The sequence below is a fragment of the Trinickia terrae genome, from assembly GCF_005144415.1.
In the GTDB taxonomy this organism is placed as follows: domain Bacteria; phylum Pseudomonadota; class Gammaproteobacteria; order Burkholderiales; family Burkholderiaceae; genus Trinickia_A; species Trinickia_A terrae.
In genome coordinates, this window is the sequence record NZ_SWJE01000001.1 from 88,894 (window position 1) to 113,480 (window position 24,587).

The following is a 24,587-nucleotide window of genomic DNA, read 5'->3' on the forward strand; positions in this document are numbered from 1 at the left end:
TAAGAGCGACGACAAGCCCGCCGCCCCGCACGAATCCTTACCGACGTGCGTAATAACAAGTGCGGGCGCGTAAGCTTTCCTACACTGGAACGACGATGTACGACTTGCTGAAAACTATCGACGACCCGGCGGACCTGCGCCGCCTCGATCGCCGCCAACTGCAGCCGCTTGCCGACGAGTTGCGTGCCTACGTGCTCGACAGCGTCTCGCAGACGGGCGGCCATTTGTCGTCCAATCTCGGTACGGTCGAACTGACGATCGCGCTGCACTATGTGTTCAATACGCCGAACGATCGCATCGTCTGGGACGTGGGGCACCAGACCTACCCTCACAAGATCCTGACGGGCCGCCGCGACCAGATGCATTCGCTGCGCCAGTTCGGCGGCATCTCGGGCTTTCCGCGCCGCTCGGAATCCGACTACGACACGTTCGGCACCGCGCATTCGAGCACGTCGATCTCGGCTGCGCTCGGCATGGCGATCGGGAGCAAGTTGAAGGGCGAAGACCGCTTCGCGATCGCCGTGATCGGCGACGGTGCAATGACCGCGGGCATGGCGTTCGAAGCGATGAACAACGCGGGCGTCTGCGACGATGTCCCGCTGCTCGTGATCCTGAACGACAACGACATGTCGATTTCGCCGCCGGTGGGCGCGCTCAATCGCCATCTCGCGCGCTTGATGTCGGGCCGCTTCTACGCGGCGGCTCGCGCCGGGGTCGAGCGCGTGCTGCGCGTGGCGCCGCCGATGCTCGAGCTCGCCCGCAAGCTCGAAGAGCATGCCAAGGGCATGGTCGTGCCGGCCACGCTCTTCGAGGAGTTCGGTTTCAACTACATCGGGCCGATCGACGGCCACGATCTCGATTCGCTGATCCCGACGCTCGAAAACATCCGCGAGCTGCGCGGTCCGCAGTTCCTGCACGTCGTGACGAAGAAGGGCCAAGGCTACAAGCTCGCCGAGGCCGACCCGGTGCTCTATCACGGTCCGGGCAAGTTCAATCCGGTCGAGGGCATCAAGCCGTCGACGGCGCCCAGCAAGAAGACCTACACGCAAGTGTTCGGCGAATGGCTGTGCGACGCGGCGGAGCTCGATTCGCGCGTGGTCGGCATCACGCCCGCGATGCGCGAGGGCTCGGGCATGGTCGAGTTCGAGAAGCGTTTCAAGGATCGCTATTACGACGTGGGCATCGCCGAGCAACACGCGGTGACGTTCGCGGGCGGTCTCGCGACTGAAGGCTTGAAGCCGGTCGTCGCGATCTACTCGACGTTCCTGCAGCGCGCCTATGATCAACTGATCCACGACGTCGCGCTGCAGAACTTGCCGGTGGTCTTCGCGATCGACCGCGCGGGTCTCGTCGGCGCGGACGGCGCGACGCACGCGGGCGCCTACGATCTCGCGTTCCTGCGCTGCATCCCGAACATGACCGTGATGGCCGCGTCGGACGAAAACGAATGCCGCCAGATGCTCTACACGGCATTGCAGCAGCCGAACCCGACTGCGGTGCGCTATCCGCGCGGCGCGGGCACGGGTGTCGCGACCGTCAAGCAGATGACGGCGATTCCGCTCGGCAAGGGCGAGATCCGCCGTCAATCGTCGGCGCCGAAGGGCAGCCGCATCGCGATCCTCGCGTTCGGCACGATGGTCGCGCCGGCGCTCGCGGCAGCCGAGGAGCTCGATGCGACCGTCGCCAACATGCGCTTCGTCAAGCCTATCGACGCGGAGCTCTTGCGCGAGCTGGCCGAGACGCACGATGCGCTCGTGACGGTCGAAGAGGGCTGCATCATGGGCGGCGCGGGCTCGGCCTGCGTCGAATCCCTCCTTGCCGATGGGGTTATCCGGCCCGTACTACAATTGGGCCTTCCCGATACCTTCATCGACCATGGCGATCCGGCCAAGCTGCTCGCGGGCTGCGGGCTGGACGGTGCGGGCATCGCGAAGTCGATTCGCGAGCGCTTTCTGAAGCAGGCGGCCGAAGGCGAGGCCACCAAGCTGGCGAAGCGCGTCGCGTGACGGTGCGGCCGCCAGCGGCGGCCGGACTGCTTCCATTTGAAAGCATGGGCCTGCGGGCCCATGTTTCGTTACTGGCAGCGCCTATGCCAGCCCCGGTGCGCCTCGCTCGAACGCGTGCCGCGAAGGAAAGGACAGAACAAGATGAATCAGATGAACCCCGCCTTTGTGATGCCCGATGTGCAAAGCACGGTCGACACGCGCCAGATTCCGATTCAGCGCGTCGGCGTGAAGGCGGTGCGCCATCCGCTGACCGTTCGCACGCCTGACGGCGAGATCCAGCCGACGGTCGGCACCTGGAATCTCGACGTGCATTTGCCTGCCGAGCAAAAGGGCACGCACATGTCGCGCTTTGTCGCGCTGCTCGAGGAAAACAAGGCGCCGCTCGAACCGGCGGTGTTTCGCACGATGCTCGCGTCGATGCTGGAGCGGCTCGAGGCGAAGGCGGGCCGTATCGAAGTGACGTTCCCGTACTTCGTGAGCAAGGTGGCGCCGGTGTCGGGTGTGAAGAGCCTGCTCGACTACGAAGTGACGCTGACGGGCGACACGCGCAACGGCATGACGCGTCTGTTCCTGCGCGTGCTCGTGCCGGTGACGAGCCTGTGCCCGTGCTCGAAGAAGATCTCGCAGTACGGCGCGCACAATCAGCGCTCGCATGTGACGATCAACGCGGAGCTGTCGGGCGACTTGCCGGTCGAGGAACTGATCCGGATCGCCGAGGAAGAGGCGTCGTGCGAGCTGTGGGGGCTGTTGAAGCGCCCCGACGAGAAGTTCGTGACGGAGCGTGCCTACGAGAATCCGAAGTTCGTCGAGGATCTCGTGCGTGACGTGGCGAAACGCCTGAACGACGAAGGGCGGGTCGTGGCGTATGTGCTGGAGGCCGAGAACTTCGAATCGATCCACAATCACAGCGCGTATGCGGTCATCGAGCATGACAAGCGCGATGCGATCGATGGGGTTTGATCTGCTGCCAAACTGATCGTGATTTCCGCGGTGGACAAGAAGGGGCGCTTGAAAGCGCCCCTTCCTGCGTTTACACGCTACGTTGCGGTGACGCCGACGTTCTTCGCCGCCGGGACCGGGAACGTCACGATGACGGTGGCGCCGCCGCCCGGCGTGGCCTCGATCGATGTCTGCGCCCGATGCACGCGCGCGACCTCGCGCACGATCGAGAGCCCCAGGCCGTTGCCGCCGTCCGCCGCTTGCGAGGCCGCGCCCCGGTAGAAGCGCTCGAACACCGCCTCGCGCTCGGCAGGCGCGATGCCGGGACCGTCGTCGACGACCGCGAGAAACGGCTGCGCGTGGAGGCCGACGCCCACCCGCACCGTGATCACCGAACCGTCGCCCGCATAGCGGATCGCGTTGTCGATCAGGTTGCCGATCATTTCGGCGAGCAGCTCGGCGCGGCCGGACACGTGAACCTTCGCTTCCTGCTCCAGGCCGAGATCGATGCCCCGGGCGCGCGCGACCGGAGACCAGTCGAGCGTCGCGCTGCGGGCGATCTGATGCAGCGGCACGTCGGCGAGCGTCGCGGCATAGGCGCAGTCGGCATCGAGCCGCGACAGCGACAAGAGCTGCTGCACGGCTTTGCCCGCATGCCGCACGGCGCCGTTCAGGCGGCGCAGATGCCGGCCGACGCCGGGCGGCGCGGCCTCGCACATCGCCAGCTCCGATTCGGCCTGGATCACGGCGAGCGGTGTTTTCAGCTGATGGGCGGCGTCGGCGAAGAAGCGCCGGCGCGCCGTCTGCATCTGTTCCAGGCGCCCGATGTACTGGTTGATCGATTCGACGAGCGGCGCGACTTCGCTTGGCAGGTCGGTGTCGCCGAGCGGGGCGGGGTCGCCGTCGGAGCGCGCGGCGACGGTCGCCGACAGGCGCTTCAACGGCCGCAATCCGAGCCCCACCCCCAGCCACACGATGGCGATCGCTAGTCCGATCAGCAGCGCTTCCTGCTGCAGCGAGCCGGCCAGGATCTCGCGCGCCAGCGCTTCGCGCGGCTCGATCGTCTCGCCGACCAGCACCCAGACGAAGCGCGTCTGCGCGCTGGGCACATCGTGGACAGCGTGCCGCAGCAAGGCCATGCGCAAGGTCTCGTCGCGATAGGTCGCGTTGTAGAAGCGCGGGCCCTGTCCGATGGCGTCGCGCATGGCGGGTAGCGGAAGGTCGCGGTAGCCCGTGACGGCGCGCCCTGCTTCATCGCGGATCACGTAGTAGATCTTGCCGCCCGCGTCGGACTCGAACATCTCCAGCGCAAGATAAGGCAGGTCGACTTCGATCTCGCCGTCGTGCAGCCTCACGCCGTCGCGGATCGCGCGCAGCGAGACGTCGAGCGTGCGGTCGAAGGCGGCGTGCGCGGCGTTCATCGCGCGCTGGTAGGTGAGCCAGGCGTCGAAGGCGAGCAGCGCGAGAAGCGGCAGGAGCAGCCACAGCGTCACCTGCGCGCGCAAGTTCAGCTTCTTCATCCCCCAGGCCCAGGAGGACTTCCTTCGGGGCGTCGGCAGTCGGGTCCGCGCGGCGCCTCTTCCTTCGTTTCCAGCAGATAGCCGAGCCCGCGCAGCGTCGTGATCGCCGCGCGGCTGCCTTCGAGTTTCTTGCGCACGCGGTGCACGTAGATCTCTATCGCGTCCGGACTGACCGACTCCGCAAGGCCGTAAATCTTCTCCGACAACGCTTCCTTGTTGATCGCGCGACCGTTGCGCATGACCAGCACCTCGAGCACCGCGCGCTCGCGCGGCGTCAGCGCGAGCGGCTCGCCCGCCAGCGTGAACGTGCGGGCGACGCTGTCGAACTCGAGCGGCCCGCAGCGGATGCGGGCGTTGTCGTGACCGTGACTGCGCCGGATCAGCGCGCGGGCGCGCGCCGCGAGTTCGACGAGCTCGACAGGCTTGCCGAGGTAATCGTCGGCGCCGAGATCGAGGCCGCGCACGCGGTCCTCGACCGAATCGTGCGCGGTGAGGATCAGCACCGGAACGGGGTTGCGCCGCTCCCTCACGCGCCGCAGCACTTCGAGCCCGTCTAGCTTCGGCAGGCCGAGATCGAGGATCACGAGCGCGTAGTCCTGCGTGCGCAGCACGTGATCGGCGGCTTGGCCGTCGTGCATGCAGTCGACGGTGAAGCGCGCATTGGCGAGCGCGTCGCTGAGGGAATGGGCAAGGACGGGGTTGTCTTCGACGAGCAGCACGCGCATTGGCTTGACCTAAGGGAAATCACTGAGCAAAAACGGATCTTTTCCGTGAATTTTCAAGAAATTAGAAAGCAAGTAGAAAGCTATCGGAAAGTATCATGCCTTTCCTTGAATGAGATAAAAATTTCTGGAGGAAGATACGATGCGAACCAAGACGAAATCGAAGTCGTTCATCAACGCGCGTCTCGCGCCGCTCGTGGCGGCAGGCGCGCTGCTGTTGGCCGCTGCCGTGCACGCGCAGGTGCCGGCGGGCTATCCGGCCAACTATCAGGAGACCATCGACGGCGCGAAGAAGGAAGGTCGGCTGATCGTCTACTCGACCACCGACACGTCGCTCGTGCGCGGCCTCGTCAAGGACTTCGAGTCGCTCTACGGCATCAAGGTGGAATACAACGACATGAACAGCACCGAGATCTACAACCGCTTCATCAGCGAGACCGCGGCCAACAGCAAGAGCGGCGACGTGCTCTGGAGCACCGCGATGGATCTGCAGGTCAAGCTCGTCAACGACGGGCTGATGGCGAGCTACGCGTCGCCCGAAGCGGCCCATCTGCCGCAATGGGCGCAATACCAGAAGCAGGCCTACAGCACGAACTACGAGCCCGTCGCGATCGTGTACAACAAGCGCCTGCTGCCGCCCGGCGAAGTGCCGCAGACGCGCGCCGAGCTCATCAAGCTGCTGCAGGCGCAACCGCAGAAGTTCAACGGCAAGGTCACGACCTACGACATCGAGAAGTCGGGGGTCGGCTTCAACTATCTGACGCAGGATGCGCGCGTCAATCCGCAGGTCACCTGGGACCTCGTGCGGGCGATGGGCACGAGCCACGCGAAGCTGCAATCGAGCGTGGGCGCGATGATGGAGCGGATTTCGTCGGGCGAGAACCTGATCGGCTACAACATCCTCGGCTCGTATGCGTCGGGGCGGGCGAAGAAAGATCCGTCGATGGGCTACCTCTATCCGAAGGACTACACGCAGGTCGCGGGCCGGCTCATCACGATTTCCAAGGCGTCGAAGAATCCAAATGCGGCGCGGTTGTGGGTCGACTACGTGCTGTCCAAGCGCGGACAGACCGTACTTGCGGAACAGGCGAACCTGTTTCCGATTCGTGAGGACGTCGGCGGCGACAACTCGATGAGCGCGCTGCAGAAGCAGCTCGGCGATTCGCTCAAACCCATCCCGATCGGCACGGGCTTGCTGGTGTACCTCGATCAGCAGAAGCGTCTCGAGTTTCTGAAGCAGTGGCAGCAATTCATCCGGGGCTGACCCTCGCCGCACGCCTGGCTTTTTCATCCAGTTCTTTTCCATCGACATACGTCCCAACCGGACGTAGGGAGACGCTCATGCTTTCAACCAAGGGGCGCGGCCTGCCGCCGGGCAGTGCACGGCTGCTCCGTTCGCCCGCACGAACGTCCGATGCCGCTCACGCCGCCCCGATGCCGCGCCTGCCGGAGCCGGCGTGGCGCAACCTCGCCGCGCTGTTCCGCTGGCTCGTCATCGCGGTGCTGGCGGCCTCGGTGTTGCTGCCGCTGTCGTTCATCGTGCTGCAAAGCCTGCTGTCCGCGCCGTTCTTCGACGCGGACAAGACCTTCGGCATCGACGGCTACCGCTTCATCTTCAGCGATCCCGACTTCTGGCATGCGGCGAAGAACTCGCTGATCATCGCGAGCGGGATGCTGCTGATCTCGATCCCGTTCGGCGGCGTTCTCGCGTTCCTGATGACGCGCACGGACCTGCCCGGCCGCCGCTGGCTCGAACCGCTGTTGCTCACGCCGGTCTTCGTGTCGCCGATGGTGCTCGCGTTCGGCTACGTGATCGCCGCCGGGCCGGTCGGCTTCTATTCGGTCTGGTGGCAGGAATGGTTCGGTGTCGAGGCGGCGCCGTGGTCGGTGTACTCGGTCTTTGCGATCATGGTCATCGTCGGGCTTACGCATGTGCCGCACGTGTACCTGTATTCGTCGGCGGCGCTGCGCAATCTCGGCTCGGATGTCGAAGAGGCGGCGCGCGTGGCCGGAGCGCGACCGTTCCGGGTCGCGCTCGACGTCAGCCTGCCGATGACGATGCCGTCGCTGCTGTTCTCCGGCGTGCTCGTGTTCTTTCTCGGCTTCGAGGTGTTCGGGCTGCCGCTCGTGCTCGGCGATCCCGAAGGGCATTTCGTGCTCGCGACGTATCTCTACAAGCTCGCCAACAAGCTCGGCGTGCCGTCGTATCACCTGATGGCCGCGGTCGCGATGTGCATCGTCGCCGTCACGTTTCCGCTCGTGCTGCTGCAGCGGCATCTGCTCAAGAGCGCCAACAAGTACGTCACGGTCAAGGGCAAGGCCGGCCGCCACACAGTGCTGCCGCTGGGCGTCTGGCGCTGGATCGCACTCGCGATCGTTGCGCTGTGGCTGTTCCTGACCGTGATCGTGCCGATCTCCGGCATCGTGCTGCGCTCGCTCGTTTCGCATTGGGGCGCGGGCGTATCGCTGGCGCAAGCGCTGACGCTCGCGAACTTCGCCGAACTGTTCGAGCAGGACAACCTCGTGCGCGCGATCCTGAACACGCTCGGTATCGGCGTGATCGGCGGCGCGCTGGCGGTCGGCTTCTATTCGCTCGTCGCGTTCGCGGGGCACCGCCGCAGCGACTGGGGCGCGAAGCTGATCGATTACATCGTGCTGCTGCCGCGCGCAGTGCCAGGGTTGCTCGCCGGTCTCGCGTTCCTGTGGCTGTTCCTGTTCGTGCCGTATCTGAAGGAACTGAAGAACTCCATGTGGAGCATCTGGATCGCGTACACGGTCGTGTGGCTCGCCTATGGGATGCGGCTCATTCAAAGCGCGCTGCTGCAAGTCGGGCCGGAGCTCGAAGAAGCGGCGCGCTGCGTGGGGGCAACGCGCAGCCGCGCGAGCATGGACGTGATCCTGCCGCTCGTGCGCTTCGGGCTCCTCGCGGCGTGGCTCCTGATCTTCATGATCTTCGAGCGCGAGTACTCGACCGCCGTTTATCTGCTGTCGCCCGGCACCGAGGTGATCGGCGCGCTGCTCGTGTCGCTGTGGGCGAGCGGCGCGGTCGATCAGGTCGCCGCTCTTTCCGTCGTCAACATCGCGATGGTCGCCGCCGGGCTCGGCGTGGCCTTGCGTTTCGGAGTCAAGTTGAATGGATAAGCTCTCTGTCGAAAATCTCTGCCTTTCCTACGGCGGGAATCCGATCCTCAATGGCGTGTCGTTCGAATTGAAGGCGGGCGAGGTGGTGTCGCTGCTCGGCGCTTCGGGCAGCGGCAAGACCACGATACTGCGTTCGGTCGCGGGGCTCGAGCAGCCGTCGAGCGGCCGTATCCAGCTCGACGGCACGGTGTTCTTCGACGGCTCGACAGGCGTCGATTTGCCCGTCGAGCAGCGCTCGCTCGGGCTCGTATTCCAGTCGTATGCGCTGTGGCCGCATCGTACCGTCGCCGAAAACGTCGGCTACGGCCTCAGGTTGCGCAATGTCGCCCGCGACGAGCAGCGGCGGCACGTGATGCGTGCGCTCGAGCAGCTCGGGCTTGGGCATCTCGCCGAGCGCTATCCCTACCAGCTTTCCGGCGGCCAGCAGCAGCGGGTGGCGATTGCGCGAGCACTCGTCTACAACCCGCCCGTCATCCTGCTCGACGAACCGTTGTCGAATCTCGATGCGAAGCTGCGCGAGGAGGCGAGGGCGTGGCTGCGCGAGCTGATCGTGTCGCTGGGGCTGGCGGCGCTGTGCGTCACGCACGACCAGACCGAGGCGATGGCGATGTCCGATCGCATCCTGCTCTTGCGCAACGGCCGCATCGAGCAGGAGGGCGCGCCTGCGGAACTCTATGGTGCGCCTCGCTCGCTCTACGCGGCGGAGTTCATGGGCAGCAACAACCGCATCGACGGCGTGGTGGCATCCGTCGGGGGAAAGCGCGTGACGCTCGTCGGCGACGGCTGGCAACTGGAGGCGCGCGCTCGCACGCCGTTGCAAACGGGGCAGGCGGCGCAGGCGGTGATCCGGCTGGAGCGCGTGCGGATTGCCGACGGCCCCGGGGACAACCGGCTGCTGGCGAATCTCGTCGCGGCGATCTATCTCGGCGATCGCTGGGAATATCTCTTTCATTGCGGCGAGCTTCGGTTTCGCGCATTCGGCGAGCGGCTAAGGGCGCTCGAGCCGCACTGGATCGAATTGCCGCCCGACGATTGCTGGGCGTTCTCGACGGCCGAGATGGCGTATTGAACGTAGCGCGGCGTCAACCTGCGCCACGAATCCCAATCAATTAATAAGGAATCCATATATGAAAGGATGCAAGATGGCTTTGGCGATGTCCGCGCTCTCATGTAGCGGCTTGGCACATGCGCAATCGAGCGTGACGATTTACGGCATCGTCGATGCGGGCGTCGAGTACGTGAATCACGCGAGCGCCGACGGCGGCTTGACGCGTTTCGTCTCGGGCGCGAAGAACACCTCGCGATGGGGGCTGCGCGGCGTCGAGGACCTGGGTGGCGGGCTGAAGGCCGTGTTCCAGTTGGAAAGCGGGTTCAACGTCGGCGATGGCCGCTTCGACGATGACGCAATTTTCGGGCGCCGCGCGACGGTCGGCCTGTCGAGCCGTTTTGGTCAGTTGACGTTGGGCCGCATGTACACGACGACCTACGATTACCTGCTGCCGTTCGATCCGATGGGTTACGCGCAGAACTATTCGTGGGCGACGTCGTCGACGGCGACGGGAGGCCGGAAGGACGGCATGTTCACGCGCTCGTCGAATGCGGTGCGCTACGACGGCGAATTCGGCGGCTTCAAGTTCGGCGGCACGTTCGGCTTTGGCAACGTCGCGGGCGATTTCCGGGCGAGCTCGAAGTACGGCGTGGGCGTTGGCTACGGCAACGGGCCGTTCGCGGCTGTCGCGACATTCGACCGTCAGCATGGCGCGGGAACCAGCGCGTCCCCTGCCGATACCCGTTTCGACGGCCGGACGAACTATATCCAAGGCATTCACGCAGGCCTCAGCTACGATTTCGGCTCGGCGAAAGCGATGGCGGGCTATCGCAACTATCGGCGCACGTTCACGACGAATGCCGCCGGGCAGTTGAGCGACATGTACTGGCTAGGCGGCTCGTACGCGTTCACGCCGTATTTCACGCTGTTCGGCGCGGTCTATCACCAGAACATCAAGGGAGCGAGCGATGCGGACCCGACATTGTTCTCGCTGCGTGCGCAATACGCGTTGTCCAAGCGTACGGTGCTGTATCTGTCGGGAGGCTATGCGATGGCGGATAACGATCGGACGGTGAGCCTGTCGCGCGATATGACTGGGGCAGCCGACACGCAGGTCGGCGTGACGGCAGGGCTTCAGCACCGCTTCTAAGCACGTTTTTCGCCGTGGCTTCGGCCGGTTTGCTGGCGTTGCCAGGACAGACGGCGGGACGCGGCGGCTACCGGGCGAGCGAAGCGAGGTCCCAGCGCGGTTTCACCGTGAACGCGTATTCCTGGTTCGCCTGCTCGGGCCAGCGTGCAAGACGCAGCGCGCCGGCAAGCGCGATCATTGCGCCGTTGTCGGTGCAAAGCGAGAGGTCCGGGTAGTGCACGGCGAAGCCGCGTTTTTGCGCGGCCGCGGAAAGCGCATCGCGCAACTGCCGGTTCGCCCCCACGCCGCCGGCGACCACGAGCCGCTTGAGCTTCGTCTCCTTGAGCGCGGCAATCGACTTGGCCGCGAGCACGTCGACGGCGGCGTCGACGAAGCCGCGCGCGAGGTCTGCCTTCGCCTGTTCGCAGACGTTCGAGCCGAGCTTCTTCATGTGTGTGAGCACGGCCGTCTTCAAGCCGCTGAAGCTGAAGTCGAGATCGCCCGAATGCAGCATCGGACGAGGCAGCACGACAGCGCCCGGCGTGCCGAACTCCGCGAGCCGCGACACTTCGGGGCCGCCGGGATAGCCGAGCCCGAGCAGCTTCGCGGTTTTGTCGAAGGCCTCGCCGGCCGCGTCGTCGAGCGTCTCGCCGAGCGTTTCGTAGATGCCGACGTCGGCCACGCGCATCAACTGCGTATGTCCGCCGGACACGAGCAGCGCGACGAACGGAAAGGGCGGCGGCGCGTCGACGAGCAGCGGCGACAGCAGGTGCCCCTCGAGATGATGGATGCCGATGGTGGGCTTGTCCCAGGCCATCGCCAGCGCGTTCGCGATGCTCGCGCCGACGAGCAGCGCGCCCGCGAGGCCCGGCCCTTGGGTGAACGCGATCGCGTCGATGTCCGAGCGCGCCGCGTCTGCGCGCGCGAGCACGTCCTCGAGCAGCGGCAGCGCGCGGCGGATATGGTCGCGCGAAGCCAGCTCCGGAACGACGCCTCCGTATTCGCGGTGCATCGCGATCTGCGAGTGCAGCGCGTGGGCGAGCAGGCCGCGCTCGGTGTCGTAGAGCGCGAGGCCGGTTTCGTCGCAGGAGCTTTCGATGCCGAGAACGAGCATGTTGCAGATGTAACGGCGTGCGAAACGCCGCGATGGGCTATTAGGCGGGCCTAAAAGTATAGCAGTGGGGCGGCAGGGCCGCAGACGTCGCGGCTGCGGCGCGTCGAAGGCGTCGCCAAAACAGATGGACATCGATCCGGCGAAATGCTGCGTCTAGAGACACGGGGGAAGCGTGAAACAACAAATACAAATCGTTACACGCAGCGGCGTTCGGGTTCGGACCCGGCTTCGTACAATGGCTAACCGATGAGGTTCATGGGAGAAGGACATGAAGAACGTACGAGCGATGGTTGTGCTGGCGACCTGTGTCATGACCGTGGCATCCGTGTCGGCGTTCGCCGGCAACGGTAACGGCGGCGGGGGTGGAAATGGCGGTGGTGCAGGTGCCGGCGCCGGACATGGAGGGTTGGGCGGCGAAGCGGGCGGCATGTCCGGGAGTCACATGAGCAGCAAGGGGGTGAGCAATACCAACAGTTTCCGTTCCTCGGATCGCGATTTTGGTCTCAGTCGTGCGGAAGACCGTTCGGATACCCAAGCGGATCGCGCAAGCGCTCCGGCGATCCAGAAAGGCCACTTGGCTCACCATCAGCATCTGGCCCAGCATGCCGATGCGCATTCTCGTGTAACCAGCAGGGCGCATCTTCACCGCGTCCATCACGTGGTTCCCGATCGACTGAGCTGAACGGAGCCGCCACCGCCTAGGGTGCGTTCCATGCCGAGCCGATGGCGCGGCGTAGAAGATAGAATTGCGCGTTTGGAGTTGCGCCCGGTTGATCGAACTGGCCGCACTCCTGGCTTCTGTAAAGCTCGTCATTAACGCGCATCATGGAAACTTTCGACATTGCGGTGATTGGCGCCGGCGCAGCCGGCATGATGTGCGCGGCGGTCGCCGGACAGCTCGGGCGGCGGGTCGTGCTGATCGACCACTCTCCGCGGCTCGCTGAGAAAATCCGCATTTCGGGCGGCGGGCGCTGCAACTTCACGAATCTGCAAGCGGGTCCGGCGAACTACCTGTCGGCCAACCCGCATTTCTGCCGCTCGGCACTCGCGCGCTACACGCCGCGCGATTTCCTGGCCCTGCTCAAGCAACACCGCGTGGCGTGGCACGAGAAGCACCGCGGCCAGTTGTTCTGCGACCATTCGAGCGAATCGGTCATCGACATGCTCAAGGCCGAGTGCGACGCCGGCCGCATCGCTTGGCGCCGTCCGGTCGCGGTCGAAGCCGTGCGCCATCAAGACGCCGACGGCTTCGAGCTCGACACGAACGCAGGGCCGCTTGGCGCGCGCGCGCTGATCGTAGCGACGGGCGGCCTGTCGATCCCGAAGATCGGCGCCACGGATTTCGCCTACCGTCTCGCGAAGCAATTCGGCCACAAGCTCGTGGACACGCGTCCCGCGCTCGTCCCGCTGACCTTTTCGGCTGACGAATGGACGCCGTTCTCGGGACTGTCCGGAATCTCGCTCGAAGTTGGCGTGGCGACGGGCCAGAAAAAGACTGGTGGTGAGTTCGTCGAGGATTTGCTGCTCACCCATCGCGGCCTGTCGGGGCCCGGCGTGCTGCAGATTTCGAGCTATTGGAAGCCGGGCGAGCCAATTACCGTCGACTTGCTGCCGGAGCGCGACACGATGGCCGATCTTCTGGAGGCGAAGACCGCCACCAAGCGCCAGATCGGCAGTTTGCTGGCCGAATGGGTGCCGGCGCGCTTGGCGCACGTTTGGCTTGCCACGCATGGCGTGCCCCTCGAAGCGCGCTTGGCCGATCTGCCGGACAAGACGCTGCGCCGCATCGGTGAGGCGCTTTCGAGCTGGAAGCTCACCCCGAACGGCACCGAGGGCTACAAAAAGGCCGAAGTCACCAGGGGCGGGGTCGATACCCGCGAACTGTCGTCGTCGACGATGATGAGCGAGCGCGTGCCGGGCCTGTACTTCATCGGCGAGGCTGTCGACGTGACCGGCTGGCTTGGCGGCTACAACTTCCAGTGGGCCTGGGCTTCGGGCGTCGCGGCTGGGCGGGCGGCTGCCGAGTTCGTACGGAGCGCTTGACAACGCTCGTATACATATGAGAAAGGTCTGCTATACTCCCCAACCTTTGGAAAATTCCCGTTATTGAAAAATGACGATCATCCGCGTAAAAGAAAACGAGCCCTTTGAAGTCGCGATGCGCCGCTTCAAGCGCACGATCGAAAAGAACGGCCTTTTGACCGAACTTCGCGCGCGCGAATTTTACGAAAAGCCTACGGCTGAGCGTAAGCGTAAGAAGGCGGCTGCCGTGAAGCGCCATTTCAAGCGCCTGCGCAGCCAGATGCTGCCGAAGAAGCTCTACTGATTTCGTTTTGCGCCGCGCAAACCCGCTTGAGGAAAAATCCCAAGCGGGTTTTTGTGTTCTTGCCTGCGCGCCGCCGGGCGCCGTGACAACCCCCAACGCATCCAGGTGAAAGATGAGTCTTAAGGATCGCATCAACGACGATATGAAAGCAGCCATGAAGGCGCGCGAGACCGAGCGTCTCGGCACGATCCGACTGCTGCTCGCCGCGATCAAGCAACGTGAAGTCGACGAGCGGACGACGCTTGACGACGCGGCGATAACCGCCGTGATCGACAAGATGATCAAGCAACGCAAGGATTCGATCGCCCAGTTCGAGGCGGCGGGCCGGTCCGACCTCGTCAGCCAGGAGAGCGCGGAGCTGGCGGTGCTGTCGGCCTATATGCCGGAGCAGTTGTCCGAGGCCGAAATCTCGGCCGAAGTGCAGGCGGCGATCGTGCAGACGGGCGCAGCCGGCCCGCAGGATATGGGCAAGGTGATGGGCGTCCTGAAGGGCAAGCTCGCAGGCCGTGCCGACATGACGGCCGTGTCCGCGCTCGTCAAGGCGGCGCTCGCGAAATAACCCGGCGACGGAGCTTCGTTAGTCACGAATTCGTCATTTCGTTGTTTCGGCATACCTCGGCGGCCCGCCAGCAGAGGGGGCCGCGAAGCCCGTCCTTTCACCGTTCGCAAACCTACCGTGATTCCGCATTCGTTCCTGCAGGATCTGCTGAACCGCGTCGATATCGTCGACGTGGTCGGCCGGTACGTCCAGCTGAAGAAGGGCGGTGCGAATTTCATGGGGCTTTGTCCGTTTCACAACGAGAAGAGCCCCTCGTTCACGGTTAGCCCGACTAAGCAGTTTTACCACTGCTTCGGTTGCGGCGCGCACGGCACTGCGATCGGCTTTCTGATGGAGCACGCGGGGCTCACGTTTCCCGAGGCCGTGAACGAGCTGGCGCAATCGGTGGGGCTGACCGTGCCGCAAGAGCCGTCGCCTTTGCGCGGTGGCGGAAAGTTTGGTGGGGGCGGGGAAGGGTACGCGCCTGCAGTGTCGAAAGCTGTGGCGACTGCGCTCTCCGACGTCATGCATCACGCCTGCGACTACTACCGCAAGCAGTTGCGAGGCGCGCCGAATGCGATCCAGTACCTGAAAAAACGCGGGCTCACGGGCGAGATCGCTGCGCGTTTCGGTCTCGGTTATGCGCCCGATGGCTGGCAGAACCTCGAAGCTGTCTTTCCCGACTATCGTGACGAATCGCTCGTCGAGTCGGGACTCGTTATCGTCAGCGAAAAGACCGACGCGCAGGGCGTGGCGCGCCGTTACGACCGGTTCCGCGAGCGGATCATGTTCCCGATCCGCAACGTGAAGGGGCAGGTGATCGGCTTCGGCGGTCGCGTGCTCGACGGCGGCGAGCCGAAATATTTGAATTCGCCGGAAACGCCGCTATTTAACAAAGGCAGCGAGCTGTATGGGCTTTTCGAGGCGCGTCTTGCGATTCGCGAGTCGCATTACGTGCTGGTGGTCGAGGGCTACATGGACGTCGTGGCGCTCGCGCAGCTCGGCTTCCCGAACGCCGTGGCAACGCTCGGCACCGCGTGCACGCCGATTCATGTACAGAAATTGCTGCGCCAGACAGATACGGTCATCTTCAGTTTCGACGGCGACGCTGCCGGCCGGCGCGCCGCGCGCCGCGCGATGGACGCCTGCCTGCCGCATGCCGCGGACAACCGCACGATCCGCTTCCTGTTCCTGCCCGCGGAGCACGATCCGGACAGCTACGTGCGCGAGTTCGGCGCCGACGCGTTCTCGGAGCAGGTCGAGCACGCTATGCCGCTGTCGCAATTCATGTTGAACGAGGTACTGGCGGGCAAGGAGCTCGATACGCCGGAAGGCCGCGCCAAGGCGCTTTTCGATGCGAAGCCGCTGCTGCAGGCGCTGCCGGCGAACGCGCTGCGCGCGCAGATCATGCACATGTTCGCGGACCGCCTCGATATTCCGTTCGACGAAGTGGCGGCGCTGTGCGAAGTCGATGCGCGGATCGCCGCGCCGGCGCGCAAGGCGCCCGCCAAGAGCGAGCGGCGCCGCGTGACCGGCAGCGAGGAGCGCGCGCTGCGCAATCTGGTGATGCATCCGCGGATCGTTGCCGCACTCGATGAGGAAAGCGAACAAGCGCTGTTGACGAGCGCGCGCAATGCCGAGCTGTTCGAGGAGGTGATCGCGCACGCCCGCGCACTGGGCGATGCGGCCGAGTTCCGGCTCCTGTCGGACCTGCTTCGCGAGTCGGCCAATGCGCCGACTTTCGAAGAAATCTTTCGGGAAATTCTGGTCTATGATGAAAACGTGCGAGACCTGTTGCTGCAAAACCCGGAAGACGAGACCGTCCTCGAGGCGCACCGCGAGCGCGAAGACATCGCCGGGGAAGAGTTTCAGGCGGCAATTCTCAAGATGCGCTACGACGCTTGCTGCGAGCGGCTCGAGCGCCTGTCTCGGCAGTCGAAGTTCACCCCCGAAGAGATTGCGGAGTTTGCGGATTTGAACCAGAGGCGAGCCGACATGAAACGTCGGCTCGGGTTATGACTCGGGAAGGGCTGGAACCGACGTGCTATAATAAAAGGTTTTCAGCGGTTTGTTTTCTAAGCAAAGGCGAGATTCGCGATGGCAAAGACGACAGGCGGAACTGCGGGCGGAAAGAAAGCGACAGGCAAAGGCTCAATGGAGCCGACCACGAAGGTCACACAGGCCAAGTCAGCTAATTCCGCCAGGAGAACGCCAGTAGCCAGCGCAGCGAGCCCTGCGACGAAGAAGTCCTCGACCGCGCCGGCAGCGCGAGCGGCTCCCGCAACGGTGGCCAAGGCAGCCAAAGCAACGAGGACGGCTCCCAAGCCGGAGGTCAAGCCCTCCGCGAGGCGGGCGAGTTTGAAAAGCGTAAGGGGCGCGGCTGCCATGCCGGACGATTCGGCAGCCAGCGACACTCCAGAATCCACGGTTCAACCGGCTGAAGTCCAGCAGCCGCGAGTCGAGACTATAGCCGGTACGGCGAACTCCATGACGAAAAAGCTGAACGAAGTATCCGTCGATGACGACGCAACCCAAGCGGAAGAGCAACAGGTCGCTTCGGGCAAAGGCGAAAAGGCCAAGGCACGCGATCGCCGCGCGAAGGAAAAAGCGCTCCTGAAGGACGCTTTTGCATCGACGCAGCCGGGCACGGCCGAGGAACTCGAAGAGCGCCGCTCGAAGCTGCGCGCGCTCATCAAGCTCGGCAAGGAGCGCGGGTTCCTCACCTACGCTGAAATCAACGACCACCTTCCCGACAACTTCGCTGAAACCGAGGCCATCGAAGGCATCATCAGCACGTTCAACGACATGGGCGTGGCGGTCTACGAGCAAGCCCCCGACGCCGAAACGCTGCTCCTGAACGACAACGCGCCCGCCGCGTCGTCGGACGATGAAGTCGAAGAAGAAGCAGAAGTCGCGCTGTCCACGGTCGATTCCGAATTCGGCCGCACGACGGACCCGGTCCGCATGTACATGCGCGAAATGGGCACGGTCGAGCTGCTGACGCGCGAAGGCGAAATCGAAATCGCCAAGCGCATCGAAGACGGCCTGAAGCACATGGTGATGGCCATCTCCGCATGCCCGACGACCATTGCCGACATTCTCGCGATGGCCGAGCGCGTCGCGAACGAGGAAATCCGCGTCGATGAGCTCGTCGACGGCCTGATCGATCCGAACGCCGAAGATACCGATGGCTTCTCGGCGCAGGAAGCCGAGGCGATCGAGAACGAAGACGAGGCAGCCGAAGAGGAAGAAGAGGAAGAAGAGGAAGAGGACGACGGCAGCGCGCAAGCGACGGCCAACGCCGCTCAGCTCGAAGCCTTGAAGCGCACGTCGCTCGAGAAGTTCGCGATCATCAGCGAGTGGTTCGACAAGATGCGCCGCGCGTTCGAGAAGGAAGGCTACAAGTCGAAGTCCTACCTGAAGGCGCAGGAAACGATCCAGGAAGAGCTGATGTCGATCCGCTTTACCGCGCGTACCGTCGAGCGCCTGTGCGACACGCTGCGCGCGCAGGTCGACGAAGTGCGCCAGGTCGAGCGCCAGATCCTGCATACGGTGGTCGACAAGTGCGGCATGCCGCGCGCCGAATTCATCGCGCGCTTCCCGGGCAACGAGACCGATCTCGACTGGGCCGACAAGATCGTCGCCGAGAATCACTCGTACAGCGCGATCCTGTCGCGCAACATCCCGGCGATCCGCGAACAGCAGCAGCGCCTGCTCGATCTGCAGGCGCGCGTCGTGCTGCCGCTCAAGGACCTCAAGGAAACCAACCGCCAGATGGCGGCGGGTGAACTGAAGGCGCGTCAAGCGAAGCGTGAAATGACCGAGGCGAACCTGCGTCTCGTGATCTCGATCGCGAAGAAGTACACGAACCGCGGCCTGCAGTTCCTCGACCTGATCCAGGAAGGCAACATCGGCCTGATGAAGGCTGTGGACAAGTTCGAATATCGCCGTGGCTACAAGTTCTCGACCTACGCGACGTGGTGGATTCGCCAGGCCATCACGCGTTCGATTGCGGACCAGGCGCGCACGATTCGCATCCCGGTTCACATGATCGAAACGATCAATAAGATGAACCGCATCTCGCGGCAGATCCTGCAGGAAACCGGTCTCGAGCCGGATCCGGCCACGCTCGCCGAGAAGATGGAGATGCCGGAAGACAAGATCCGCAAGATCATGAAGATCGCGAAGGAGCCGATCTCGATGGAAACGCCGATCGGTGACGACGACGATTCCCATTTGGGCGACTTCATCGAAGATACGAACACGGTCGCGCCATCCGATGCCGCGTTGCATGCAAGCATGCGCGACGTCGTTAAGGATGTGCTGGATTCGCTGACGCCGCGTGAAGCGAAGGTGCTGCGTATGCGCTTCGGCATTGAGATGAGCACCGATCACACGCTCGAAGAAGTCGGCAAGCAGTTCGACGTGACGCGTGAGCGGATTCGCCAGATCGAAGCGAAGGCGCTGAGGAAGTTGCGCCACCCGAGCCGTTCCGACAAGCTGAAGTCGTTCCTGGAAGGGAACTGATCTAGGCGGCATGCGGAGTGATTCGGCGCACGGCTTGCGCGTTTTAAGCTAAGCTTCGCATCGGATCGAATCATGTGGTCAATCGTAGTGCCGGACCCGGCCTCAAACACCGGGTCTTTTTTTGTGTCGACCAGAGTTAGCGCTTTAGTGCTTACTCTGGTCCCATGCAAAGCTGTCGACCAGAGTTAGCGCTTTAGCGTGCCGGTCGGAGTTAGTGCTTCAGCACTTACTCCGACCCCACGCAGAGCATTACTCGAGTCACATGCAACGCAGTGCGTTTTTTATAGGGCCTGTAGCTCAGGGGTTAGAGCAGTCGACTCATAATCGATTGGTCGTGGGTTCGAAACCCACCGGGCCCACCATCTCCTCCTCCGTTGCGTTCCGTCGATTTCCGTGAACCCTTTATTTTTCAAGGGTTTATGCTATTCCTTCTTCCATGGAACGCTGCGGTGCTCCACCGAAATCCGGTCGAATTTTAGGGCAACTCTCGGGGCAACTCCTGAGTACTGACTGTCAGTTGCCCCAAAAGCGGAGTAGGGGCCATGCCATTGACCAACACTACAATCAAGAACGCTAAGCCGGCGGCGAAGCCGGTTCGGCTGTACGACGGTGGCGGCTTGTATCTCGAGATTGCCCCAAGCGGGGGCAAGTGGTGGCGGTTCAAATACAAATATGCTGACAAGGAAAAGCGCCTCTCCCTGGGCGTCTATCCCGCTGTCAGCCTCAAAGAAGCCCGCGAGCGGCGAGATAAAGCACGCTCGCTTGTCGCAGCTGGGGTAGATCCTGGAGAGGTTAGGAGGGCTGAGAAACGCGTTGCTCGGCTGAATGCCGAAAACTCGTTCGAAGCAATTGCTCGGGAGTGGTACGCCAAGCACGAGCCTGGGTGGTCGCAAGGACATGCAATGCGTAACCTCGCAAGGCTGCAGGCAGATGTTTTTCCGTGGATTGGCGGTCGGCCAATTGCCGATTTGACGCCTCCTGAGGTATTGGATGTACTGCGTCGGGTCGAAAAGCGCGGCGCGCTGGAAACGGCGCATCGGCTCCGTGGAATCATTGGTCAAGTGATGCGCTACGGTGTCGCAACGGGGCGGGCGGTTCGCGACATTGCCGCTGACTTGCGTGGAGCTCTTCCACCGGCTCAGGTACAGCATTTTGCGGCCATTACCGATCCCAGCGATGTTGGGGAACTACTGCGTGCCATTGATGGTTACGCGGGGACTCTACCGGTTTCCTGCGCGCTGCGGCTTGCGCCGCTGCTATTCCAACGCCCTGGCGAGATGCGGGGCGCTGAATGGTCCGAGTTCAATCTAGATCACGCGATTTGGGAAATACCCGCCGAGCGCATGAAGCGCACCAAGCGGGGTAAGGTGAGTGGCGGCGCACATATCGTTCCTTTACCGCGCCAGGCAGTATCCATTCTGCGCGAATTGCAGCCGCTTACAGGCAGCGGCAAGGTTCGGTTTGTCTTTCCTAGCGTGCGCGCCAAGGACCGCCCTATGTCGGACAACACCATCAATGCCGCGTTGCGTCGCCTTGGATACGACCGCGACATGATGACTAGCCATGGTTTCAGGGCGATGGCACGGACGATTTTGGCGGAGGAACTCGCAATACCGTCAGAGATCATCGAAGCGCAGCTCGCACATGCAATCAAAGACCCTCTGGGTCGAGCGTATAACCGCACTACCTTTCTCAGAGAGCGGCGCGAAATGATGCAGCGTTGGGCTGACTACCTCGATCAGCTTAAGGCTGGAGCGAAGGTCGTGCCGTTCGCAACAGCAAGCACTTGAGACGCATCCTTCGCCGGCGTAAAGGCAAACTTTTGCATGGGGTGCAGGTGGTCGGAGGTTCAAATCCTCTCGCCCCGACCAGGAAATTCAAGGACTTGCGGTGAAAGCCGTAAGTCCTTTTTATTTGCGGCTGATTTTTGCCCCCACGTTTGCCCCCACAAGTTCGATGGCTTTTGTGGGAACAAAAAGGAATGGTCGCTGGAGGAGAGATCCCGGTCATGCCCTACGGCGACCCCATTTCGCGATATTCGGGTGCTGTTGGCTACCACGAGCCGCGCGGCGGGCAGCCCCACGCGCAACGCGCAGCACCCGAGAGCTCCGCCGAGCAGTGGGCAAGCGAGGAGAGACTTTTCGCGGCTGCCGCGCGTGAGATGCGCCGCGGCAGCTTCCAGGGTTGGCCGTATTGAACGGAACCAACTCGCTGAGGCAGTCAACGGCAATAAGTGTGTCAAGCCCGTTCGGATATATCTCCTCGCGGTGCGAGACAGTCATGCGCTGAGAAGATCGCGTCACTGGAACTTATTTAATTCGTAATGCAGAGCGATTTGAATTTCCACGAGTCAACGTGGATCGCCAAGTGGCATCGTCGACTGTGGCTTCTTCTCCAGTCAGCGCCAGCTTTCCTTCTACCTCAGGGGTAACCGGGCTCGTGTGCTGGGGCTGTTGGCCCTTGGCGACATGGTCAAGCCCACATCGTACGCCACCGTCGCGCGGCTGCGCGAGCTGTGCATCCGGACAGTGATGCTGACGGGCGACGACCAGGGCAGTGCCAATGCCGTGGCGCGCGAGCTTGGCCTCGATGAAGTTCGCGCAGAATTGTTGCCGGGTGACAAGGCTGCCGCCGTGCAGGAGCTGCGCAAGCAAGGCCAAATCGTGGCGATGGTCGGCGACGGATTGAACGATGCGCCCTCCCTGGCGGCGGACGTTGGCCTGTCGATGTCGACGGGCACAGATGTCGCGATGGAGGCGGCGGGCATCACACTGATGCGTGGCGATCCACGCCTTGTGGCGGATTCGTTCGACGTCTCCCGTCACACGTACTCGAAAATCAAACCAGGCTTGTTCTGGGCGTTTGCGTACAACGTGCTGGGTATTTCGCTCGCGGCCTTGGGCATGCTGAACCCGGTCATCGCTGGTGCGGCCATGGCATTCAGCAGCGTGAGCGTCGTCACCAACGCGCTGCACTTCGCCGCTGGCGCGGCGACCGACGTTAGCTCGATCCAAGTAGCCTGATCGCGAAGATCGGCGAAGCGGCCTTGAATCGGAGATCTCGTAGCGATAAAGATTTTCTTTTCAATTTTGATATTTTATCTCGTTTGCCGCACGCGGGAAATCGCCGAAGAATGTAGTCAATGGCTAAGTCCGACTGTATCTGTGAGCTGTGGTCGGCAACAGGCCCATCGAATCTCGAGATGGACGGATAGTTTCTTTCCCCTTCAGTTCGCGATGGTCGGTGACGGACTGAACGATGAGCCGTCCGCCAACGTTGCCGACAGGTTGTTGGAATCGCTCCAATGCTGCGGAGTTTGACGACGGGGGGTAAGAAAAGACTCTTGATATTTAATGGAGCCGTTATTTGAAACTTAATTGCGATTATCCATCTCGCCGCATCTCGTGCATTAAATATTTTTCCGTGGACTAACCTCGGAAATCGATCATGCCTAGTCTTTCTGTTTTTCGGGGTTCCCGAGTGTGAACCTATGGGAGGTGAGCGCCCATGCTGTCTCCCTTTTTTAATTTTTAGAGCGAGGACATGCCCAAAAAACTGACGGTTGCCCAACAGCTGGGTGGTGCTTTCATCATCCTGGGTTTGGGTTTGGTAGCCAGCATCGCTTTATCCCTCTTCAGACTCTCCTCTCTCAAGGCAGAGATGGATATTTTGACCAAGGATCGTGTGCCGAAAATTCTGTTGGTCAAAGCCGTTCAGGATGAAGCCAACGAGGCGTCGACTGCATTTCGCAATGTACTACTGGCGCCGGACAAGGACGCGGCCAGGGAACTGAGTGTGTTTGAAGCCTCGCGTGATCGCGTGACCGAGAATTTCAATCGTTTAAATACCGCTATGAATGCGGGCAGGGAGTCGGACGAAGGCCGCGCTTTGTTCCGGGCTGCGATCGAGGCCAGAAAGCCCTACGCAGCCGGCATTTACAGACTGTTCGGCTTGGTGAAGGACGGTCGAAGGGATGAAGCGGTCACGCTGCTTTTCACAGACGTTCGCAGGGATCAGCGCAACTTCTTTGCGGCCCTGAACCAGGTGACCCACTATCAGACCCAACTGATCGACCAAGCAGTGGCCGAAACCGAAGAGGCATACCAGCGGACCCTGTGGACAATAACCATGGCAGCAGTCGTTTTACTTACAGTTGCGGCTACTGCGGCGGCGTTGACCATCCGCAGAATCCGCAGTCAGCTGGGCGGTGAACCGGATGTAGCTGCAGAGATCGCCCATGCGATCGCTGCTGGCGACCTTACCCGTCCCGTTCCTGTGCGATCCGGGGATATGAAAAGCTTGCTATCCGCGATGCTAAGTATGGCGAATAGTTTGACGCGAATGACGGGCGACGTTAGGGAAACAACCGAAAGTGTCGCGATTGCGGCGAGCGAAATCGCGAGCGGCAACACCGACCTATCGGCACGCACTGAAGAGCAGGCAGCGTCTCTCGAAGAAACGGCGGCCAGCATGTCACAGTTGACCGAAACGGTGAAGCAGAACGCCGATAACGCGCGGCAGGCGAGCGCGCTCGCTACGCGCGCGACGTCTATGGCGAATACCAACAACGATGCGGTTCAGGGTTTGGTCGGCATGATCGAGAGAATCAACAAGAGCTCGACAAAGATTGCGGAAATCACGGGTGTCATCGAAAGCATCGCGTTTCAGACAAACATTCTGGCTCTGAACGCCGCAGTGGAAGCGGCGCGCGCGGGCGAACACGGGCGCGGCTTCGCGGTGGTGGCGAGCGAAGTGCGCAGCCTGGCGCAACGCTCGGCTGAAGCGGCGAGGGAGATCAAGGAATTGATTGGTACCTCCGTGTCGTTGATTCAGGACGGTGTGAAACATGCAGGCAGTGTGGGCGCAACGATCGGCGAGGTGAAGCATGCGATCAAGCAGGTTTCGGACATCGTCGGCGAGATCGCGGCGGCTTCGGAGGAGCAGAGCCGCGGCGTCGAGCAGGTCAGCCAAGCGGTCATCCAGATGGATGAGGTGACGCAGAAGAACGCGGCGCTGGTCGAGCAGGCTGCCGCCGCGGCTCAGTCGCTCGAAGAGCAGGCGATCAAGCTCAAAGACGCCGTGTCGGTGTTCAAGGTGGCGGACCCAGGCTCTGCCGAAGCGCGCACGATCATTCCGCAAGGCAGGTCACGCGTTGCCGCCTTGGCGTTAAGCAAAGTCATTCAGCCGACTGACTTCACCACGGACCGATCACGCTCTGCCATCGCTCGATAGCCACATATTGAGCAAAGTTTATGACCCTCCGGCCTCGGAAAGGCAGTTTTGATAGTAGGTCGGTAATGCCATGCAATGTAAGACTTTTAAAGATCAGGAGCGTTCAGATGCAATCGGACCGTGCAACTGACTGTTCACTTACGCAGCAACAACTGTTAATGCGGATGATGGACGAATTCGAACTGACGCAAGAGCAGCTCGGGGCACGCTTATGTGTTACGGTCCGCGCGCTGGACCGATGGCTGTTACCTCCGGATCATCCAGATGCAAGGGCGATGCCCGAATCTGGAAAAGCATATGTGCGGGACCTGCTGGAGGAACACGTTGTGGACTTTGCGCGAGTTG

The 24,587-nt window shown here is 62.7% G+C and carries 17 protein-coding genes, 1 tRNA gene and 1 pseudogene; 16 read left to right on the top strand and 3 right to left on the bottom strand.

Annotated elements, in window-relative coordinates:
- The first annotated feature begins 95 nt into the window (after positions 1-95).
- Both dxs and folE2 read left to right on the top strand, forming a co-directional pair.
- Positions 96-2,006 (top strand): 1-deoxy-D-xylulose-5-phosphate synthase, encoded by a 1,911-nt coding sequence (dxs, locus tag FAZ69_RS00365; RefSeq protein ID WP_136891976.1) that lies wholly within the window; start codon positions 96-98, stop codon positions 2,004-2,006.
- A 141-nt stretch (positions 2,007-2,147) separates the two neighbouring features.
- Positions 2,148-2,966: a GTP cyclohydrolase FolE2 gene (folE2, locus tag FAZ69_RS00370; RefSeq protein WP_136891977.1), complete on the top strand. Its 819-nt coding sequence runs from the start codon at positions 2,148-2,150 to the stop codon at positions 2,964-2,966.
- 77 nt (positions 2,967-3,043) lie between these two features.
- Here the strand turns inward: folE2 and FAZ69_RS00375 are convergent, their stop codons facing one another.
- A complete protein-coding gene (locus tag FAZ69_RS00375; RefSeq protein ID WP_136891978.1) occupies positions 3,044-4,465 on the bottom strand; it encodes a sensor histidine kinase N-terminal domain-containing protein in 1,422 nt (473 codons plus the stop codon).
- On the bottom strand, positions 4,462-5,190 hold the full coding sequence (locus tag FAZ69_RS00380) for a response regulator (protein ID WP_136891979.1): 729 nt from the start codon (positions 5,188-5,190) through the stop codon (positions 4,462-4,464). Before FAZ69_RS00380 ends, FAZ69_RS00375 begins: the two co-directional genes overlap by 4 nt.
- Before the next feature lie 139 nt (positions 5,191-5,329).
- On the opposite strand from FAZ69_RS00380, the gene FAZ69_RS00385 reads away from it, so the two are divergent.
- From FAZ69_RS00385 to FAZ69_RS00400, 4 genes are all read left to right on the top strand, one after another.
- On the top strand, positions 5,330-6,451 hold the full coding sequence (locus FAZ69_RS00385; protein WP_136891980.1) for an ABC transporter substrate-binding protein: 1,122 nt from the start codon (positions 5,330-5,332) through the stop codon (positions 6,449-6,451).
- A gap of 170 nt (positions 6,452-6,621) precedes the next feature.
- The gene (locus FAZ69_RS00390) at positions 6,622-8,328 is read left to right on the top strand and encodes an ABC transporter permease (protein WP_240702079.1); all 1,707 of its coding nucleotides are present in this window, start codon (positions 6,622-6,624) and stop codon (positions 8,326-8,328) included.
- Positions 8,321-9,397 (top strand): ABC transporter ATP-binding protein, encoded by a 1,077-nt coding sequence (locus tag FAZ69_RS00395; protein WP_136891982.1) that lies wholly within the window; start codon positions 8,321-8,323, stop codon positions 9,395-9,397. Before FAZ69_RS00390 ends, FAZ69_RS00395 begins: the two co-directional genes overlap by 8 nt.
- Positions 9,398-9,455: 58 nt before the next feature.
- The gene (locus tag FAZ69_RS00400) at positions 9,456-10,526 is read left to right on the top strand and encodes a porin (protein ID WP_136891983.1); all 1,071 of its coding nucleotides are present in this window, start codon (positions 9,456-9,458) and stop codon (positions 10,524-10,526) included.
- 67 nt (positions 10,527-10,593) lie between these two features.
- Here the strand turns inward: FAZ69_RS00400 and tsaD are convergent, their stop codons facing one another.
- Positions 10,594-11,619 carry a tRNA (adenosine(37)-N6)-threonylcarbamoyltransferase complex transferase subunit TsaD gene (tsaD, locus tag FAZ69_RS00405; RefSeq protein WP_136891984.1) on the bottom strand — a complete coding sequence of 342 codons (1,026 nt, stop codon included), beginning with the start codon at positions 11,617-11,619 and terminating at the stop codon, positions 10,594-10,596.
- 268 nt (positions 11,620-11,887) lie between these two features.
- Between tsaD and FAZ69_RS00410 the strand changes: the two genes are divergently transcribed.
- The 10 genes and pseudogenes from FAZ69_RS00410 to FAZ69_RS34295 all read left to right on the top strand — a co-directional run bounded on the left by FAZ69_RS00410 (position 11,888) and on the right by FAZ69_RS34295 (position 24,242).
- Complete coding sequence (locus tag FAZ69_RS00410) at positions 11,888-12,301, top strand: hypothetical protein (protein ID WP_136891985.1); 414 nt, start codon at positions 11,888-11,890, stop codon at positions 12,299-12,301.
- A gap of 143 nt (positions 12,302-12,444) precedes the next feature.
- Positions 12,445-13,662, top strand: coding sequence for a BaiN/RdsA family NAD(P)/FAD-dependent oxidoreductase (locus tag FAZ69_RS00415; protein WP_136891986.1), 1,218 nt, complete (start codon positions 12,445-12,447; stop codon positions 13,660-13,662).
- A gap of 70 nt (positions 13,663-13,732) precedes the next feature.
- Positions 13,733-13,945: a 30S ribosomal protein S21 gene (gene rpsU, locus FAZ69_RS00420; protein WP_136891987.1), complete on the top strand. Its 213-nt coding sequence runs from the start codon at positions 13,733-13,735 to the stop codon at positions 13,943-13,945.
- Positions 13,946-14,057: 112 nt separating this feature from the next.
- On the top strand, positions 14,058-14,504 hold the full coding sequence (locus FAZ69_RS00425; protein ID WP_136891988.1) for a GatB/YqeY domain-containing protein: 447 nt from the start codon (positions 14,058-14,060) through the stop codon (positions 14,502-14,504).
- A gap of 117 nt (positions 14,505-14,621) precedes the next feature.
- Positions 14,622-16,502 (top strand): DNA primase, encoded by a 1,881-nt coding sequence (dnaG, locus tag FAZ69_RS00430; RefSeq protein WP_136891989.1) that lies wholly within the window; start codon positions 14,622-14,624, stop codon positions 16,500-16,502.
- Between the two features lie 78 nt (positions 16,503-16,580).
- The gene (gene rpoD / locus FAZ69_RS00435) at positions 16,581-19,010 is read left to right on the top strand and encodes an RNA polymerase sigma factor RpoD (RefSeq protein WP_136891990.1); all 2,430 of its coding nucleotides are present in this window, start codon (positions 16,581-16,583) and stop codon (positions 19,008-19,010) included.
- A 286-nt stretch (positions 19,011-19,296) separates the two neighbouring features.
- Positions 19,297-19,372: transfer RNA gene (locus FAZ69_RS00440), tRNA-Ile, on the top strand.
- Between the two features lie 180 nt (positions 19,373-19,552).
- Complete coding sequence (locus FAZ69_RS00445) at positions 19,553-20,800, top strand: tyrosine-type recombinase/integrase (RefSeq protein ID WP_136891991.1); 1,248 nt, start codon at positions 19,553-19,555, stop codon at positions 20,798-20,800.
- Positions 20,801-21,412: 612 nt separating this feature from the next.
- Positions 21,413-22,014 (top strand): annotated as a pseudogene (locus FAZ69_RS00450) (HAD-IC family P-type ATPase); the annotation flags it as partial.
- A gap of 539 nt (positions 22,015-22,553) precedes the next feature.
- A complete protein-coding gene (locus FAZ69_RS34295; RefSeq protein ID WP_136891992.1) occupies positions 22,554-24,242 on the top strand; it encodes a methyl-accepting chemotaxis protein in 1,689 nt (562 codons plus the stop codon).
- Positions 24,243-24,587 lie beyond the last annotated feature (345 nt).